The 18,734-nt window shown below is 44.1% G+C and carries 17 protein-coding genes; all 17 read left to right on the top strand.

Annotation, left to right across the window (positions count from 1 at the left end; genetic code table 11):
* The first annotated feature begins 10 nt into the window (after positions 1-10).
* Positions 11-1,495, top strand: a complete 1,485-nt coding sequence (locus tag AC1DXF_RS25360) for a RagB/SusD family nutrient uptake outer membrane protein (RefSeq protein WP_477451498.1) — start codon at positions 11-13, stop codon at positions 1,493-1,495.
* Between the two features lie 18 nt (positions 1,496-1,513).
* Positions 1,514-2,389 carry a LamG-like jellyroll fold domain-containing protein gene (locus AC1DXF_RS25355; protein WP_477451497.1) on the top strand — a complete coding sequence of 292 codons (876 nt, stop codon included), beginning with the start codon at positions 1,514-1,516 and terminating at the stop codon, positions 2,387-2,389.
* A gap of 71 nt (positions 2,390-2,460) precedes the next feature.
* Positions 2,461-4,134, top strand: coding sequence for a glucoamylase family protein (locus AC1DXF_RS25350; protein WP_477451496.1), 1,674 nt, complete (start codon positions 2,461-2,463; stop codon positions 4,132-4,134).
* Positions 4,135-4,155: 21 nt separating this feature from the next.
* A complete protein-coding gene (locus AC1DXF_RS25345) occupies positions 4,156-5,514 on the top strand; it encodes a glucoamylase family protein (protein WP_477451495.1) in 1,359 nt (452 codons plus the stop codon).
* Positions 5,515-5,852: 338 nt separating this feature from the next.
* The gene (locus AC1DXF_RS25340; protein ID WP_477451494.1) at positions 5,853-6,437 is read left to right on the top strand and encodes a Crp/Fnr family transcriptional regulator; all 585 of its coding nucleotides are present in this window, start codon (positions 5,853-5,855) and stop codon (positions 6,435-6,437) included.
* Between the two features lie 105 nt (positions 6,438-6,542).
* Positions 6,543-6,929: a VOC family protein gene (locus AC1DXF_RS25335; RefSeq protein WP_477451493.1), complete on the top strand. Its 387-nt coding sequence runs from the start codon at positions 6,543-6,545 to the stop codon at positions 6,927-6,929.
* Positions 6,930-7,172: 243 nt separating this feature from the next.
* Positions 7,173-7,697 carry a YceD family protein gene (locus AC1DXF_RS25330; RefSeq protein WP_477451492.1) on the top strand — a complete coding sequence of 175 codons (525 nt, stop codon included), beginning with the start codon at positions 7,173-7,175 and terminating at the stop codon, positions 7,695-7,697.
* Between the two features lie 15 nt (positions 7,698-7,712).
* A complete protein-coding gene (gene rpmF / locus AC1DXF_RS25325; RefSeq protein ID WP_090652090.1) occupies positions 7,713-7,904 on the top strand; it encodes a 50S ribosomal protein L32 in 192 nt (63 codons plus the stop codon).
* Positions 7,905-7,919: 15 nt separating this feature from the next.
* Positions 7,920-8,858, top strand: coding sequence for a phosphate acyltransferase PlsX (plsX, locus tag AC1DXF_RS25320; RefSeq protein WP_477451491.1), 939 nt, complete (start codon positions 7,920-7,922; stop codon positions 8,856-8,858).
* A gap of 10 nt (positions 8,859-8,868) precedes the next feature.
* A complete protein-coding gene (locus tag AC1DXF_RS25315) occupies positions 8,869-9,858 on the top strand; it encodes a beta-ketoacyl-ACP synthase III (RefSeq protein ID WP_477451490.1) in 990 nt (329 codons plus the stop codon).
* A gap of 290 nt (positions 9,859-10,148) precedes the next feature.
* The gene (accB, locus tag AC1DXF_RS25310) at positions 10,149-10,622 is read left to right on the top strand and encodes an acetyl-CoA carboxylase biotin carboxyl carrier protein (protein WP_477451489.1); all 474 of its coding nucleotides are present in this window, start codon (positions 10,149-10,151) and stop codon (positions 10,620-10,622) included.
* A 156-nt stretch (positions 10,623-10,778) separates the two neighbouring features.
* A complete protein-coding gene (gene accC, locus AC1DXF_RS25305) occupies positions 10,779-12,113 on the top strand; it encodes an acetyl-CoA carboxylase biotin carboxylase subunit (protein WP_477451488.1) in 1,335 nt (444 codons plus the stop codon).
* 75 nt (positions 12,114-12,188) lie between these two features.
* Complete coding sequence (tatC, locus tag AC1DXF_RS25300) at positions 12,189-13,055, top strand: twin-arginine translocase subunit TatC (RefSeq protein ID WP_477451487.1); 867 nt, start codon at positions 12,189-12,191, stop codon at positions 13,053-13,055.
* Between the two features lie 312 nt (positions 13,056-13,367).
* The gene (locus tag AC1DXF_RS25295; RefSeq protein ID WP_477451486.1) at positions 13,368-14,648 is read left to right on the top strand and encodes a replication-associated recombination protein A; all 1,281 of its coding nucleotides are present in this window, start codon (positions 13,368-13,370) and stop codon (positions 14,646-14,648) included.
* Positions 14,649-14,832: 184 nt separating this feature from the next.
* A complete protein-coding gene (locus tag AC1DXF_RS25290) occupies positions 14,833-16,308 on the top strand; it encodes a DUF5687 family protein (protein ID WP_477451485.1) in 1,476 nt (491 codons plus the stop codon).
* 2 nt (positions 16,309-16,310) lie between these two features.
* Positions 16,311-17,096, top strand: a complete 786-nt coding sequence (locus AC1DXF_RS25285; RefSeq protein WP_477451484.1) for an ABC transporter ATP-binding protein — start codon at positions 16,311-16,313, stop codon at positions 17,094-17,096.
* Between the two features lie 81 nt (positions 17,097-17,177).
* Positions 17,178-18,245 carry an IS110 family RNA-guided transposase gene (locus AC1DXF_RS25280; protein WP_477451483.1) on the top strand — a complete coding sequence of 356 codons (1,068 nt, stop codon included), beginning with the start codon at positions 17,178-17,180 and terminating at the stop codon, positions 18,243-18,245.
* The last annotated feature ends 489 nt before the right edge of the window (positions 18,246-18,734 follow it).

Below are 18,734 nucleotides of genomic sequence, written 5' to 3'. Positions count from 1 at the left end.
CAATATAAAGATGAAGAACAGTAAAAAAACTTTATTGCAAAAAGCCTTTATATTAGGCTTTATTGCACTTGCTATAGCATTCCAAGGCTGTAAAAAAAGCTTCCTGAATGTCGATCCGGCCCAAAATACCGCGGCGACACAGTTTTTTAAAACACAGGACGATGCTACAAAGGCAGTAAGCGCTATGTATGCAAACATGCATGAGTATAATAACATCGCGTTCCCGCCAATCGCTATCGAAAGCATGGGATCTGACGATGCCGAAAAAGGCAGTAGCGCCACCGATGCTACCTTCATGAACAGCTATCATAACTTTACCGTTACCGCGGGCGAAGGCCAGCTGCAAGGGTTTTGGAAAGGACAATATCAAACCATCAATCTTGCAAACCAGATACTAACCAATGTACCGGCCATCACCATGGATAATGCGTTAAAAACCAGGTACCTGGCCGAAGCAAAATTCATCAGGGCGTATTGCTATTTCAGGCTGGTAAGGGCTTACGGCGATGTGCCATTGCGTTTAACCCTGCCAAAAAACGCTACCGAGTATAACCTGCCGCGTGCACCAAAAGCACAGGTTTGGGCGGCTATCGAAACTGATTTGACTGATGCTGCTACAGTTTTACCGCAAACTTACGGCTCGGCAGACGTTGGTCGTATTACCAAAGGTGCTGCATTATCTTTACATGCTAAAGTAGCCTTGTACCTTAAAAAATGGACCGATGTGGTAACCTATACCACACAGGTAATGGGCATGGGCTATTCCTTATATCCCGACTATGAACAAATGTTCAGGACTACGCACAAAAACAACCAGGAATCTATCTTCGAGATCCAGTGTAACCTTATCCCGAATAACCCCGATGCATCAAACTCGCAGTACTCGCAGGTGCAGGGCGTACGCGGTTCAACTGGTGGCGGCTGGGGCTTTAATGTGCCAACTGCCAACCTGGCGGCAGCCTTTGAAACAGGCGACCCACGACGCAATGCCACAATTATTTTCAGGGGCGAAACAACGCCCGAAGGCGATGTGATACCCGCCGATGGCGATAACCCTATGTACAATCAAAAATCATATGTGCCATTCAGCCTATATGTATCTGGATTTAATGAGGGTTGCCAGCAAAATAAAATTGTAATACGCTATGCCGATGTATTGCTGATGAATGCCGAAGCTAATAATGAACTTGGTAATGCAGACGCTGCATTACTTCAGTTGGAGAAGGTCCGTGCCCGTGCAAGAGGCGGCAACGCGGCCATTTTGCCAGAAGTTACTACTAAAATCCAGGCGGACTTGCGTACTGCTATTTACAACGAACGCAGGGTTGAATTTGCGATGGAGTTTGACCGTTATTTTGATGTTATCCGCCAGGGGCGTGGTGCCACCGTATTTGGTTCGCGCGGCTGGAAAGCAGGCAAAAACGAAGTGTGGCCTGTACCGCAAAACGAGATCGATATAAGCGGTGGTGCTTTAACACAAAATCCAGGTTATTAATTTATCAATTCAGCAACGATGAAAACATTTAAAAATACACTTACAGTTGCGCTGCTAATGGGCGTAGCTGTAAGCTTAACCATAACAGCCTGCCATAAAGGCTTTGATCCTAAATCCTATGCCCCTGCTAAACCCCTGCCTTCATACGGTGGCTACAGCAGCAGCAAGGATATTGAACCGGCCAGCCTGGTTGCCTATTTTCCGTTCACCAGCGGCCTGGCCGATAGTGTATCAGGAGCAGCCGGGGTAGCAACAGGAACCAGCTTTGCCACCGGGTTAAACGGCAAAGGGTTACAGGGCGCCGATAAATCATACGTACTATATGATACACCTGCCGGCATTAAGGCATTAACCAGTTTTACTACCAGCATTTGGGTAAAAATGCCTCAAAACACTTCGGCGGTAGGATTAATGGATATCCAGAACAACCAAACAGGCGGCGCCGGTTTCTGGGGCAGCCTGGCCATATTTTTTGATAATGGCGGTTCTGCATCATCAGGTGTACTTAAAGTACATGCGTTTAACAAGGCCGGCATGTCAACCGGGGTAGATGGCTGGGAAGGTGGCTATGCCGTGGCCAATCCGTGGAACACATGGATAAACGTTACGGTAACCTTTGATGAGTCAGTATCAACCATCTACGTATACTACAACGGAACACAGGTAGGTAAAAACGCAGCTGCCGGTTTCGCACCGATGGATTGGAGCAAAGCCGGTAAAATGGTATTTGGTACACTGCAGTTTCAAACCACACCATCGCTTACGGCCAATACCGGCGCGCAGGATTGGGCCGGCTATGTTACAGGAACCATGGATAACATCAGGTTTTATAGTAAAGCCCTGACAGCCACGCAGGTGCTGGCATTATATAACCTTGAAAAAGCTAAAAGATAATAATTGGGGGTTGATTGATTTGGGGGTTGCCTTGCCGCTTAAGGCGGGCAACCTTTTTTAAAAAGGCGGGCATGAGGAATATCAAAGATTATTGTTTGGCGCTGGGATTTGTAGTACTGTTTTTTTCCTGTGGTAAAAGTCCAAATAATACGTCTACACCTGTTACGCCAACTCCTTCGTCGTTTACTTTTAGTGCGCTTAAGGTTAATGGTAAAACCAGCGGTTTTAGCTATAGCAATATAAATAGCAAACCGGTTATCACTATTACGTTTTCAACCCCGCTTAGCCGCACCTCAATAGCAACAAACATCAGCCTGAACAGCAAATCCGGAACCGTGGCAGCTTTCAGCACCGCCTATCAAAATGGCGATAGTACTGTAGTGATTACCCCAACGGGCTTATTGCCCATTACCCAATATACCCTTAACGTTACAACCGGGCTAAAATCTGCTAAAAACGGAAGTTTGCAATCGCCTTTATCTGTACAACTGATCACGGCTATCGATAGCACCAAAAAATTCAGCACCATATCTGACGATCAACTGCTTGACCTTGTTGAGCGGCAAACCTTAAAATATTTTTATGATTTTGGCCACCCAACCAGCGGGCTGGCACGCGAGCGTAATACATCCGGCGACGTGGTGACCACCGGCGGCTCGGGCTTTGGCATTATGGCCATTATAGCCGGTGTTAGCCGCGGCTTCATAAGCCATGCCGATGGATTGGCCCGGATGCAAAAAATCGTGGGCTTTTTAAATATCAAAGCCCAAAAGTTTCACGGCGCTTTCCCCCACTGGATGAATGGCGCCACCGGCGCTGTTGTACCCTTCAGCGCACAGGATAACGGGGCCGACCTGGTGGAGACATCGTACCTGATGCAGGGCCTCATTACCGCCCGTCAATATTTCAATGCATCCAATACCAACGAAACCCAGCTGCGCGCAGATATCAATACTTTATGGAATGGTGTGGAATGGGACTGGTTCAGGCAGGGCGCGCAAAACGTGTTGTACTGGCACTGGAGCCCCGATTTGGGCTGGGCCATCAATATGAAAATTACCGGCTGGAACGAGGCTTTAATAGTTTATGTTTTAGGTGCATCGTCCACAACGCATCCTATCCCCAAAACTGTTTATGACCAGGGCTGGGCAAAAAACGGTGCTATTAAAAACGGTAGTACCTTTTACGGCGTTACCCTGCCGCTTGGTCCCGACAGGGGCGGCCCGCTGTTTTTTGCACACTATTCGTTCATGGGCATCAACCCCAAAGGCTTAAGCGATGCTTATGCCAATTACGAAACGCAGAATGAAGCACATGCCACCATCAATTACAAATACTGTGTGGCAAACCCGCTGGGCAACAACGGCTACAGTGCCGATTGCTGGGGACTAACCGCAAGCGATATTGAAAACGGCTATACCGCGAGTTCGCCTACAAATGATGTTGGCGTTATTGCGCCCACCGCGGCCATCGCATCGCTACCTTATACACCAACGCAATCCATGGCAGCACTAAGATTTTTTTATTATACCCTGGGCGATAAACTATGGGGCCAGTATGGCTTTTACGATGCCTTTAATTTAACTAATCCATGGTTTGCCAGCTCGTACCTGGCCATTGACCAGGGGCCTATTGTGGTAATGACCGAAAATTACCGCACCGGCCTGCTCTGGAATTTGTTTATGAGTGCGCCCGAAATAAAAGCGGGCATGAAAAACTTAGGGTTCAGCAGCCCTAACCTTTAACCCTGATTAATACCATTTTACATGAATAAATTTATATTAACCCCTCTGTTATTACTGTTTACACTGAGCTCCTCTGCCCAAAAACAGGCAAAAAAAACCGGTGAAGACGGCATTAAACCTGTAGGCATCATCAAAAACCTCAGCGATAGCGCTTTGCTTGATGTGGTGCAGCGCCAAACCTTCCGTTACTTTTGGGATTTTGGACATCCGGTAAGCGGCCTTGCCCGCGAGCGCAGCAACAAATCATTTGATTACGGCGATGAAGTGGTAACCACCGGCGGCTCGGGTTTTGGCGTAATGGCGCTTATTGTGGCCGACAGCCGCAAGTGGATAAGCCACGACCAGGCTGTTGATAGGATGGTAAAAATCGTCAACTTCCTGTTTAAGGCCAACTCCTTTCATGGCGCGTTCCCGCATTGGATGAACGGCGAAACCGGCAAGGTGATCCCCTTTGGCCGTAAGGATGATGGCGGCGACATTGTGGAATCGGCTTATCTTTTCCAGGGGCTGATCTGCGCCAAACAATACTTTACGGCCAATACCCCAAAAGAGCAGCGCATCCGCGATGTGATTAGCTGGATGTGGGGCGAAATGGAATGGGACTGGTATACCCGCGATGGCCGCGACGCCCTATACTGGCACTGGAGCCCCAATAATGGCTGGGCCATGAACTTTGCCATCCATGGCTTTAATGAGTGCCTTATAACGTACGTATTGGCGGCATCAGCACAACGCTACCCTGTTGGTGCAAACGTATACACCCAAGGCTGGGCGCAAAGCGATTTTTTTAAAAACGGAAAAACTTTTTATGGTTATAAGTTGCCTTTGGGTTTTGATTATGGCGGCCCGCTTTTCTTTTCGCAATACTCCTTCATGGGTTTAAATCCTAAAGGCTTAAAAGATCAGTATGCCGATTATTGGGAGCAAAATAAAAACCATACGCTGATAAATTATGCCTACTGTGTAGATAACCCAAAAAAATTCAAAGGCTACGGTCCCGACTGCTGGGGACTTACCGCCAGCGATAATTTTGAAGGCTATAACGCCCACTCGCCAACAAACGACCTGGGGGTGATAACCCCAACAGCTGCATTATCGGCGTTTCCATACACCCCGGAGCAATCTATGAAGGCCCTACGCCATTTTTACTACGACCTGGGCGATAAGATCTGGGGCGAATACGGCTTTACCGATGCCTTCAGCGAACAGCATAACTGGTACGGCAAATCATACCTGGCTATTGACCAGGGCCCCATCGTGGTGATGATTGAAAACTATCGCACCGGCCTGCTTTGGAAACTATTCATGAGCAGCCCCGATGTACAGCACGGCTTAACTAAACTTGGTTTTGAAAGCCCGGCAATAACAAAACACGATTAAGGGATTTTGCAGGATTGACAGGATTTCGAACGTGGTACACTCATAAATTACCTATAACCTCTTACATTTTCAAGGGGGCGAGCTTCTCAGTTTGAGCCTGTCGAAGACTCGCGCGGAGAGGCCTTTGCCCGCAATGCTTCGACAGGCTACCTATGACATGTTGTAGAATCCCAGACTTACGAAGTTTTAAAAACTTCGTAAGTCTTTCACCGATTTATCATTCCTCTTTCAGAATCCCCTGATTTAGCTCCAGGGCTGACATATTTTTAAAAACATCCTTTCTCCTTCATAACAGTTAGATTTACCAATAACAAACCAGTATATTAATATTCGATATTTTGAACAGGAAAGAAATTGATGCGTTTATAATAGCTCACCTCCTGAAAAGAATACCAATTTCGGCGGTTGAACAGGAGCATTTTTGCTCACTTTTAACCGTTCGGAAAGTTTTGCCGAGGCAGTATTTATTGCAGGAAGGAGATGTATGTAAGTATGAATTTTTTGTAGTGAAGGGGTTCCTCAGATCCTTTTTTATGGACGACAGGGGAAACCAGCATACGCTCAATTTTGCTATGGAAGATTGGTGGATTTCGGATACCAAAAGCTTTCTTCGGGAAACCCCCTCCTCTATAAATATTATCGCGCAGGAACTATCTATCGTATTGCAGATAGACAAAAAAAGTATCGATCAGCTATATCGGGATTTTCCTGTTTTTGAAAGATTCTGGAGAATTTTGAACCAGAACTTTAATATAGCACAAAACGAACGGCTGTTGAGTGCCATTTCATTGGACGGTGCTCAACGGTACCGGGCAATGTGCAAAAAATACCCTGCTATTGAAAACCGCATGCCTCAAAAACATATAGCATCCTACTTGGGTATTACACCTGTATTTTTAAGCATAATCAGGAGAAACGGTTAATACGTTTAATTATTTTAACGTTAAATATTAAAATAATTGAACACCGGATAATTTTTCCGTTTCCATATTTGACCTGTAAAATCAATTAAACATAATACCAACACCATGAAACTTGATCATGCCGCCTTACAGGTAAAAAATATGGATAAAGCGATAGCTTTTTATACAGAAAAATTAGGTTTTAGCTTAAATCATAGAGCCATAAACGAAGAAGAACAGGAAGAATATGCCTTTATTTCGGCAGGCGACGTTAGGATTGAACTGATAGAGGATTTAACTAACGATTATAAACCCGGACCTTTGCAAAAACCATACTGCCCCCACCTGTGTATGGAGGTCGACGATATGAAAGCGGCCCTTACAAGCCTTGAATTAATGAACATTCAAATTTTAAGGGGCCCGTTAACTATCGAAAATGAAGAAACCTGGGTATATTTTTCAGATCCCGATCATAATGTACTTGAATATATTCAATGGTATAACAAAAAGTGACCTTTTAATGGGTTGAAATATCGTAATTGTAAGGATGGATTAGCAGCCAAAGGTATTTTGACAGGGCCCACTTGATTAACTCTTTTTACCATGTCATTCTCTATGCATCGCTCCTCGTTAACACCCGGCGCCCTGAATCGCGTTGCCATCCTTTTGCCTTTCACCATTCACCTTTAGCCTTTTTCAAAAAACACTTTCCAGTTATGGTATTTTTCCATACATTTGCGGGCTAATTGTTGCTCATTGAAATCGCTTAGAACATATTCGATTCCTTTTACGGGATTAAAACTGGGGAAACACCGGTTTGATTTTACTGTTGATGATGCTTTTTTTGACGAATTTGAATATTCGCTGGTTAAAAAGGCTAACTTGCAGTGCGTTGTTGAGCTGGATAAGCAGGAGACGATGATTATCCTGAACTTTGACATTAAAGGCACCGTTGATGCAAGCTGCGACAGGTGTTTGGCTCAATATCCGCAAACGCTGGATATAACCGAACAGCAAATTGCCAAGTTTAGCGAGGAGCCGGTTGATGAAGATGACGAGATCATCACCCTGAGCAAAAATGATCACGAGATCAATATTGCCGGGTTGATATATGAATACATAAACGTTGCTATGCCATTTATATCGGTGTGCAGCGATGAGGGTAACACTTCATATTGTGATAATGAAATGCTTGACAGGCTTAACAGCCTGGCCGGAAACGAAGAACAAACTGAGGATACAGACCCACGGTGGGATGTACTCAAAAAAATAAATAAATAATAAAATAGCAGGATCATGCCACATCCAAAACGTAAAATATCCAAATCAAGAAGAGATAAGCGCAGAACTCATTACAAAGCTGAAGCTCCAACTTTAACCACTTGCCAAACTACCGGCGCTATTCATTTGCCGCACAGAGCTTATACTGTTGATGGTAACGTTTACTATAACGGTAAAGTACTTATTGAGAAAGCAGCAGTAGCCTAAGTTTATTTTCTGAAAATGAAGATTGGCTTAGATATTATGGGCGGTGATTATGCTCCCAAAGCAACTGTTTTAGGAGCAATCGAAGCTTATAAGGCTTTATCTGCCGACCAAAAACTGGTGCTTATAGGAGATAAAGATACTGCGGTTACTATTCTTCAGGAAAATAATGTTAGCCCCGATCATTTCGAGTTTGTGCATACAACCGAAGTGATTGGCATGGGCGAACACCCTACAAAGGCAATTGTACAAAAACCAAACTCGAGCATTTCAGTTGGTTTTCAGTTGCTTAAGGAAGGCAAAATTCAGGCATTCTCATCGGCAGGGAACACCGGCGCCATGCTGGTTGGTTCTATGTTTAGCGTAAAAACTATTCCGGGCGTTGTGCGTCCCGCCATGACTACCATTGTACCCAAACTTAAAGGAGGTTTGGGTATTTTGTTGGATGTAGGCGCCAATGCCGATTGCAAACCCGAGGTATTGCTGCAATTTGGCATACTGGGCAGCTTATTTGCCCAATCGGTATATGCTATCGAAAACCCAAGGGTAGCCCTCATGAATATAGGCGAGGAGGAAGAGAAAGGCAATATCCTTTGCCAGGCTACCTATCCCTTAATGAAAGAAACCAAACTATTTAATTTTGTTGGTAACGTAGAAGGCCGCGACCTGTTTAGCGAAGGGGCCGACGTTTTTGTGTGCGATGGTTTTACAGGTAATGTAATATTAAAGCTCGCCGAAACGTTTTATGTTATTACCCGCAAAAAACAGTTTAAAGACGAGTTTTTTGATAGGTTTAACTATGAGCAATATGGCGGCAGCCCCATCCTGGGTGTAAATGCCCCTGTTATTGTTGGCCATGGGATTTCAAGTCCCGAGGCTATAAAAAACATGGTCCTTTTATCAAAAAACATGGTGGAGAGCGGTCTGGTTGATAAAATTAAACAAGCTTTTCAGTAAAAATATAAAGATGAGTAAAATTCATGCCGCTATTACTGCTGTACATGGTTACGTGCCCGACTATGTATTAACCAACCAGGAACTGGAAACATTGGTAGATACAAATGACGAGTGGATAGTAAGCCGTACCGGCATTAAGGAGCGCCGTATATTAAAAGGCGAAGGTTTGGGCACATCTGACCTGGCCGTTCCGGCGGTACAGGCCTTGCTAAAAAAACGTGGCATAGGTGCCGATGAACTCGACCTGATCATTTTTTGTACTACTACACCCGATTATGTTTTCCCGGCAACAGCCAATATTTTAGCCAATAAAATAGGCGCAAAAAATGCCTGGGGATATGATCTTTCGGCCGCATGCTCGGGCTTTATTTTTGGCCTGGCTACGGGCTCACAGTTTATCGAGAGTGGTAAACACAAAAAAGTATTGGTAGTAGGCGGCGATAAAATGTCGTCGATAACCAATTACCAGGACCGCGCCACCTGCATTATTTTTGGTGATGGCTGCGGTGCCGTATTGCTTGAGCCAAATGATGAAGGCAATGGCATCATTGATTCTATATTAAAAAGCGATGGTTCGGGTGTTACCTATCTGCATCAAAAAGCAGGCGGATCAGTAAAGCCGGCATCGCACGAAACAGTTGACGCCCGTGAGCACTTTGCTTACCAGGAAGGCCAGGCTGTTTTTAAATTTGCTGTTACCAATATGGCCGATGTAGCCCATGAGGTGATGGAGCGCAATGGCCTTACCGGCGAAGACGTTGCATGGCTGGTACCACACCAGGCCAACAAACGCATTATCGATGCCACTGCAAGGCGCACCGGCTTAAGCGATGATAAGGTGATTATTAACATTGAACGTTACGGCAATACAACAAACGGCACCATCCCATTGTGTTTATGGGAATGGGAAAGTAAATTTAAAAAAGGAGATACCCTGATACTGGCAGCTTTTGGCGGCGGCTTTACCTGGGGTAGCATCTATTTAAAATGGGCATATTAGGATATGCAGATGAAAAGGAATGTGCAGATATGCAGATTTCAGATGTGCAGATGAAAAAAATAAAAACATCTGTAAGTCGCCAATGTTAACTATTTATCTAACAGGATGTCTTGATATACTGTAAATCGTTGCAGTAATAACTAATGTATAATAACTAAAAACACTTTTGCATATCTTCGTATTGCTTATCTGCACATAAAAAAACATCTGCATATTTGCACATCTGAAATCTGCACATTTGAACATAACTTTAGATATAAACTTTGTCCCCAACCAATTAATCCCCAACTATGGATATTAAACAAATTCAGGACCTTATTCGCTTTGTGTCGAAATCTGGCGTAAACGAAGTGTCAATTGAGCAAAAGGATTTTAAGATCACGATAAAAACCAACGAGACACAGCCGCAGGTTATCCATGCCAGCATACCGGCACAAACCGCGCCTGCTGCATTGCCACCGGCACCGGTTGCCGCAATTGAGCCGGTAGCCCCTTCGGCCCCTGCCGGTCCGGATACATCAAAGTATCTGACAATCAAATCGCCGATGATTGGTACTTTTTACCGCTCGGCAAGTCCTGATAAGCCTTTATTTGTAAACGTTGGCGACGAAATTAAAACCGGCAGCGTGGTTTGTATCATTGAAGCTATGAAGCTTTTCAATGAGATCGAATCAGAAATATCCGGCCGTATTGTAAAAGTACTGGTTGATAACGCATCACCCGTAGAGTACGACCAGCCTTTATTTTTAGTAGAACCTATATAATTGTTAAGTTGATTAGGTTGATTGGTTGATTAGGTGGGTGGTTATAGCTCAATTGATCAACCAATCAGCTTATAACTAATCTAAAGTTGCTTAAGCTTTCGTGGTTTTTAACTTAATCAACCACTTAACTTAATCAACCACTAACTAACAAAAACCATGTTTAAAAAAATATTAATAGCTAACCGGGGCGAGATCGCTCTGCGAATTATCCGTACCTGCAAAGAGATGGGTATTAAAACCATAGCTGTATATTCAACTGCCGACCGCGATAGCCTTCACGTACGTTTTGCTGATGAAGCTGTTTGCATAGGCCCACCACCAAGCCGCGATTCGTACTTAAATATCCCCAACATAATTTCGGCAGCCGAACTAACCAATGCCGATGCTATCCATCCTGGTTATGGCTTCCTGTCGGAAAATGCCAAATTCTCGGCCATTTGCGCCGAATATGGCATCAAATTTATTGGCGCCACAGCCGATCAGATCAACTCCATGGGCGATAAAGCTTCGGCTAAAGAAACCATGAAAAAAGCCGGCGTACCTATTGTGCCTGGCTCTGATGGTTTGTTAACTGATATTAAATCGGGCATCGCGATAGCTAATAAAATAGGGTACCCTGTAATATTAAAAGCAACCGCCGGTGGTGGTGGCCGTGGTATGCGTATTGTTTGGAAGGACGAAGAATTTGAAAACGCCTGGGATTCGGCCCGTGCCGAATCTGGTGCCGCTTTTGGCAACGATGGCTTGTACCTTGAAAAATATGTTCAGGACCCACGCCACATCGAAATACAGGTAGTAGGCGACCAGTATGGCAAAGTTTGCCACCTGTCTGAACGTGATTGCTCTATCCAGCGCCGTCACCAGAAACTGGTTGAGGAATCGCCCTCCCCTTTCATGACCGAAAAACTGCGTAAAAAAATGGGCGATGCCGCTATAAAAGGCGCCAAAGCGGTTAAATATGAAGGTGCCGGTACTGTAGAGTTTTTGGTTGATAAAGACCGCAACTTTTACTTTATGGAGATGAATACCCGCATACAGGTTGAGCACCCGGTTACCGAAGAGGTGATTAACTTTGATTTGATTAAAGAACAAATCAAAGTTGCTGCAGGCATCCCGATATCGGGCAAAAATTACGAGCCAACCATGCACGCCATTGAATGCCGTATTAATGCCGAAGACCCTTACAACAATTTCCGCCCGTCTCCGGGTAAAATAACCAACTTCCACTCGCCAGGTGGCCATGGTGTGCGTATAGATACCCATGTGTACACAGGCTATGTAATACCGCCAAACTACGATTCGATGATTGCTAAGGTTATTTGCTGCGCCCAAACGCGCGATGAGGCTTTGAGCACCATGGAGCGCGCCTTAAGCGAGTTTGTTATTGAGGGCGTAAAAACAACCATCCCATTCCATTTAAAATTGTTAAAAGATCCAAACTTCAGGGCAGGTAACTTTACCACCAAGTTTATGGATACCTTTGAAATGTAATATAAATTCAAACTATCTTCATACAATAAAACGTACTTAGCACTATAATGTTTATACAGCGGTATTTAACTTACAATGAGCGACAATAAATTAATTAAGGCCATAAAAGATAAAGGTAAAACGATGGAGGCCGAAATGTCTTTTTTCGATCACCTCGAAGCCTTAAGATGGCATTTGATACGATCGGCCATAGCCATTGTAATAATTACCAGTGCAGTGTTTTATTATTACACCTGGATTTTTAATAACGTTATCCTGGGTCCCAGCAGACCAGATTTCTGGACCTACCGGATGCTTTGCGCCCTTGGCCGTTTACTACACCGCCCTGGTTTTTGTATTGATAAAATTAATATCCAGCTCATCAATACCGAAATGGCCGGACAGTTTACGCTGGTCATTAACTCGTCGTTGCTGATTGGCCTTACCTTAGGTTTCCCTTATTTGCTATTTGAGCTATGGCGTTTCATACGCCCGGCCCTGCATGAAAAGGAACGCAAGGCGGCATCAGGGTTTGTATTTTACGCCACTGCCTTATTTATTTTAGGCGTTTTATTTGGCTATTATGTGATAACCCCCGAGTCGATCAATTTCCTTTCGGGTTTTACGGTGAGTGATACCATACACAACATGTTTGATATCGATTCTTACCTGTCGTCGGTATCTACCCTAACCCTGGCAACAGGCATCGTATTTGAACTGCCGATTTTGGTTTACATATTATCAAACCTAGGCATTCTCACCGCGAAATTTATGCGCGAAACCAGGCGCTACGCGATAGTGATTATCCTGATTGTTGCAGCCATAGTTACCCCAACACCCGATATGATGACCATGACCGTAGTAAGCATCCCGTTATTCGGGCTATACGAAGTAGGCATCCTGGTAGCGGCAGTAGTTGAAAAACGGAAATTGAAAAGGGCTCAGGACGAGGGATTAGCATAGATGTGCAGATTCCAGATTTCAAATGTGCAGATGAAAAATAGACTCAGATGAACTTTTGTCTGAACTCGGATTAAACGGATTTATCAGATTTTTTGGATTTGATTTGCAAGACCGGACATGCAAGTTTCTCTAATCGGGGCAATCCATTAATCTGACGAATCCAGGTTCGGATAAAAACTTTATGAAAGCCTTGTCGTTTATAAACGGCGGGGCTTTGTTTATTCAGGAGCATTTTGCACATTTGAATAATCATCCTCAAAACATTTGCAGCCCATCATCTGCACATCTGAAATCTGAAATTTGCACATCTAAATGACCAACCTCCCTCCATTAGCCGAACGCATGCGCCCAAAATCGCTTGATGATTATGTGGGACAAAAGCACCTGGTTGGGCCGGGGGCAGTTTTACGCAAAGCCATCGAATCGGGCGCCTTGCCCTCTATGCTGTTTTGGGGGCCGCCAGGGGTAGGTAAAACTACATTGGCTTATATCATTTCGCAATCGCTAAATCGCCCGTTTTTTGCGCTTAGCGCCATCAACTCGGGGGTGAAGGATGTACGGGAGGTTATTGAAAAAGCGTCCCTGCTAAAGCAAGGCGGCCAAACGCTGCCCATATTGTTTATTGACGAGATCCACCGCTTCTCTAAATCGCAGCAGGACTCGTTGCTGGGGGCAGTTGAGCGGGGTATTGTTACGCTGATAGGCGCCACCACTGAGAATCCATCCTTCGAAGTCATCTCGGCTTTGCTGTCGCGATGCCAGGTTTATATTTTACAGCCTCTTGCCGAGGATGATTTGTTGAACCTACTTGAAAAATCTATGCAAGAAGATGTGGTGCTGAAGGAAAAACACATCACCATAAAAGATCATGAAGCGATCATGCGCCTGTCGGGCGGTGATGCGCGCAAGCTGCTCAATATTTTCGAGCTGTTGGTGAACGCCTTTGACAGCCCTGATATCGTTTTAACCGACGAAGTTGTTTTGGAACATGTGCAGCAAAACATGGCCCTGTATGATAAAACCGGCGAGCAGCATTATGACATCATTTCGGCCTTCATCAAATCCATGCGCGGCAGCGACCCGAACGGAGCAGTGTACTGGCTGGCCCGGATGATAGCAGGCGGCGAAGATCCCTTGTTTATCGCCCGGCGTATGCTTATCCTCTCATCTGAAGATATCGGCAACGCCAATCCCAATGCCCTGCTATTAGCCCAAAGCTGTTTTGAGGCGGTAAACAAGATAGGCATGCCCGAATCGCAGCTGATATTATCACAAACAGCTATTTACCTGGCCACATCACCCAAAAGCAATTCGGCCACAACGGCTATTGGTGCGGCTATGGCGTTGGTAAAGCAAACCGGCGATTTGCCCGTACCCCTGCACCTGCGTAACGCGCCCACCAAATTCATGAAAAACATTGGCTACGGTAAAGATTATAAATACGCCCACAGCTACGAAGGCAATTTTACCGACCTTGACTTTTTACCCGATGCCATCCGCGGTACAAAAATTTATGAACCCGGTAACAACGCCCGCGAAAATGAATCAAAAGAGAAGTTGAAGAAGCTTTGGGGCGATAGGTATAAGTACTGAAGAAGAATCAAGAGTTAAGAATCAAGAGTCAAGGCGGATTTTTGATTTCGAATAATCGATTAACTTTCTTGAAACAAAATTCCCGGTTTAAGTACTTTAAATTTTATCTTGCCTTACATTCTTTTTACGGTTACTCTTAGATTTTTGTCTTAATTCTTGATTCTTAACTCTTGATTCTACTTCTATGGTTACATCCTTTATCAGTCATGAATTAAAAGCTTTCTGGCGATCAAAAAATACAGGGAAAAGTATTGCCATTCGCGTGGTGATGGCACTTTTAATCCTTTACCTGTTTTTGAACGTGCTTGTAGTGGGCATATTTTTAGATAAGATGCTGGAGGGCATGTTCCCGGATGAAGATCTTGTTAAGGCATTCTGCGGAATCATTCTTATTTATTTCTTGTTTGACTTACTGATGAGACTACAGCTGCAGGAGTTGCCCACTTTACGGGTGCAGCCCTATTTACACCTGCCGGTAAAAAGAAACGCGCTGGTGCGTTACCTGGCCTTAACCGCGGCTCTGTCAATTTTTAATTTATGGCCTTTTGTGCTGTTTTTGCCCTTTGTATTCAAAGTAGTAGGCCCCGATTCGGGCGCTATGGTAAGCTTTGCCTTTGTTGTTGCTATTGCGGGGCTTACAGTGTTCAACAATTACCTGGCGCTGTATATTAAGCGGAAATCGAACCTTAACGGCTGGGTGTTTTTGATTGCCGCTGCCGTTTTAATATTGATCATTACCTGCGATTTCAGGTGGCATCTGTTCTCTACCAGGGATATCTCTTACGCCTTTTTCGGACACCTGATTACCATGCCGATACTTGCTTTGCTGCCGTTTGTACTGGCCGTGGTGATGTATTATTTAAACTTCTACTATCTTAAACAAAACCTTTACCTGGAAGAGCTTACCGCTCACAAAAAAGTATCCTACAAAAGCAGCACCGATATACCGTTCCTTTCGCGCTTTGGCCACGTTGGTGACCTGGTCGCAAACGAAATTAAGCTCATCCTTCGCAACAAGCGGCCACGGTCGGCCCTGATCATGGGTTTGTTTTTTATGTTTTACGGACTTATTTTTTATACCAATAAACATTACAGCGAAAGCTGGTACCTGTTTGTTGGCATGTTTATGACGGGCATTTTTATCATTAATTATGGCCAGTTTATGTTTAGCTGGCAGGCATCGCATTTTGATGGTATTCTGGTGAGCAAAATTAACTTTACCGATTTTTTAAAAGCCAAGTATTTACTTTTTACGCTGGTATCAACCGCAGCTTTTTTTCTTACAACGCCATATGTTTACTTTGGATGGACGATACTATTGGCTCATTTTGTAATGTACCTGTGGAACATCGGCGTTAATACAACCATAGTTTTGTTTTTTGCCAACCGTAATGCCAAACGGATCGATCTGTCGAAAGGGGCATCGTTTAACTGGGAAGGGGTTGGCGCCACTCAGTTGCTGCTTTCGTTCCCGCTTATTTTAACGCCATACATTATTTACCTGCCCTTCGCACTGTTTAAACACGCCTATGTGGGCCTGTTTGTACTGGGCGCCATAGGCGCGATATTCATTTTAACCCGCAACTTCTGGATCAAAAAACTGGAAGAGGATTTTGTACAAAAAAGGTATACCATAGCCGAAGGCTTCAGAAATAAATAGTTATGATTGAAATAAAAGACATTAAAAAGATATATAACGGTGTAACTGTAGTTGATATACCGCACCTGGTAATTAACAAGGGCGAAAGTGTTGGCCTGGTAGGTAATAACGGCGCCGGTAAAACTACATTGTTCCGGATGATACTTGACCTTATCCGGCCCGAAACCGGCGAAGTTTTATCCAACGGCGAAGTTGTGGCCGGCCATGAAAGCTGGAAAAATTATACCGCGTCATATCTTGATGAAGGCTTCCTGATAGATTACCTTACCCCCGAGGAGTACCTGTATTTTATAGGCGGCCTGCACCAGCAAAGTAAAGCCACTGTTGATGAAGCCTTGGTAAAGCTGTCCGATTTTTTTAATGGCGAGATCCTGAAAAAAGGCAAGTACATCCGCGATTTATCCAAAGGTAATCAATGTAAAGTAGGTGTTGCATCCTGTGTGCTGCAAAACCCGCAATTGCTCATGCTGGACGAACCCTTTGCCAACATCGACCCCAGTACCCAGTTCAGGCTAAAAAACATGCTGAAGGAGTTGAATAAAGCGCAGGGCATAACCAATATAGTATCCAGCCATGACCTTAACCACATCACCGATGTTTGCGACCGCATCCTGCTGATGGAAAAAGGGGTGATTATTAAAGATATTGCCACCAACTCATCAACGTTAAAAGAACTGGAAGACTATTTTGGAGTTGGAGTGCCTGAAGATGCGGCAATTTCCGTTATTGATAAGATTGACGAGGAGGAGAAAAGTTCGCGAATAGATTGTATGTATGAAATTGGTTGAGTGTAAGTAAAAAGAGTTCTTGAAAAAAAGGTTGTAGATTAATTGTGAAAAACAGTTACAAACACTTTAAAACAAGAACTCATGAAACAAGGTACACAATTAGATTTTAGCGGTCAAAAGATTTTTGTAGGCATAGATGTTCACAAAAAATCGTGGAAGGTTTGTCTTCGGACAACGCAAATGGAACTTAAAACATTTTCGCAAAACCCCTCTGTAGCAGACTTAAGCAAGCACTTAAAGGAGCACTATCCATCGGCCAGCTATCACGTTGTTTATGAAGCAGGCTTTTGCGGATTTAGCTATCAGCGTGATTTTAGTGACCGGGGAATCAACTGCATTGTTGTACATCCGGCGGATGTCCCTACAACAGACAAAGAAAAGCAACGGAAGTCGGATACTGTAGATTGCCGTAAGCTTAGTAAATCACTGAGCGAAAACGGGCTTGAGGGTATCTTTATTCCAGGCATTGAACAGCAGGACGATCGCGGGGTTATCCGTGTTTATCAGCAAATGATAAAGGATCAGACCCGGTTTAAGAACAGGATTAAAAGCCAACTGCATTTTCAGGGGATAGCTATTCCAGCAGGAGATGATCATAAATACTGGTCGGCCAACTTTATTAAGTGGCTTAAAGCGCTGCCTTTAGCCCCAGCCGCAAAAGTAGGTTTAGATATATTGCTTCTTGGATATGAGCAAAGCCGAAGTATGGTATTGGCAGCAACCAAACAGGTGCGGATCTTATCGCGCCAGGACCGGCATAAAGAGGGAATAACTTTACTTAGAAGCATTCCYGGAGTAGGCGAGATCACAGCTTTGTTATTTTCAACTGAGATTGGTGATATGAGTCGTTTTAAAGAATTAGACGATTTGTGTGATTATGTAGGCCTGGTGCCCAAGGTAAGTGGAAGCGGGGAAAAAGAAACCGTTATGGGCCTTACCCATCGTGGCCATCATCAGCTGAGAGAAAAACTTATTGAAGCAAGTTGGGTAGCTATACGATTGGATCCGGCTATGACGATGGCTTTTAATGATTATTGTAAAAGGATGAAAAAGAATAAGGCTATTATTAAAATAGCCARAAAGTTGCTTAACAGGATTCGCTTTGTTATGAAAAACCAGGTAAAATATGTTACAGCAGTAGTTAAATAAACAGACTGATACCAAATAAATAATCGATCTGTTTTTTTATAAAACGGTAAACCGAACAGAAGGATCCGCAGCCCGCAAGGTGTCTGCATTGAATAGATTCCGGTTGCCCTTTTTATCAAATAATATAAACGCGATCTTGCAGTCCGGCTACCGGTATCTGCTTATAGGAGATTGATTGAAGATTTATCAAGGTATCTACATCATAAAAGCTGGTGAAGGTTTTTTTAGCCATTCATGACCAGGATAAATAAAAAGGCCTCCTTGTGAGAGACCCTTTATCCTTGGTTCAGCAGATCATATTGCTGGCAGGTTGCTCCTCAGCAGCGCCTGTTTCCTCTTTTGATCTGCATATGAAAATAAAAAAACTTGGCCATGCTTTGGTTTTTTTATTAGAAAAATATAACTTTATGTAATCTATTATCGCTTTTCAAGAGTAATTGCCTTACTTGCTGACAAATTTCATCATAGGAGATCCTTCGGAGATCCTTC

It is taken from the genome of Mucilaginibacter sp. P2_A5, from assembly GCF_056404995.1.
This window is presented reverse-complemented; position numbering and strand designations above follow the sequence as displayed.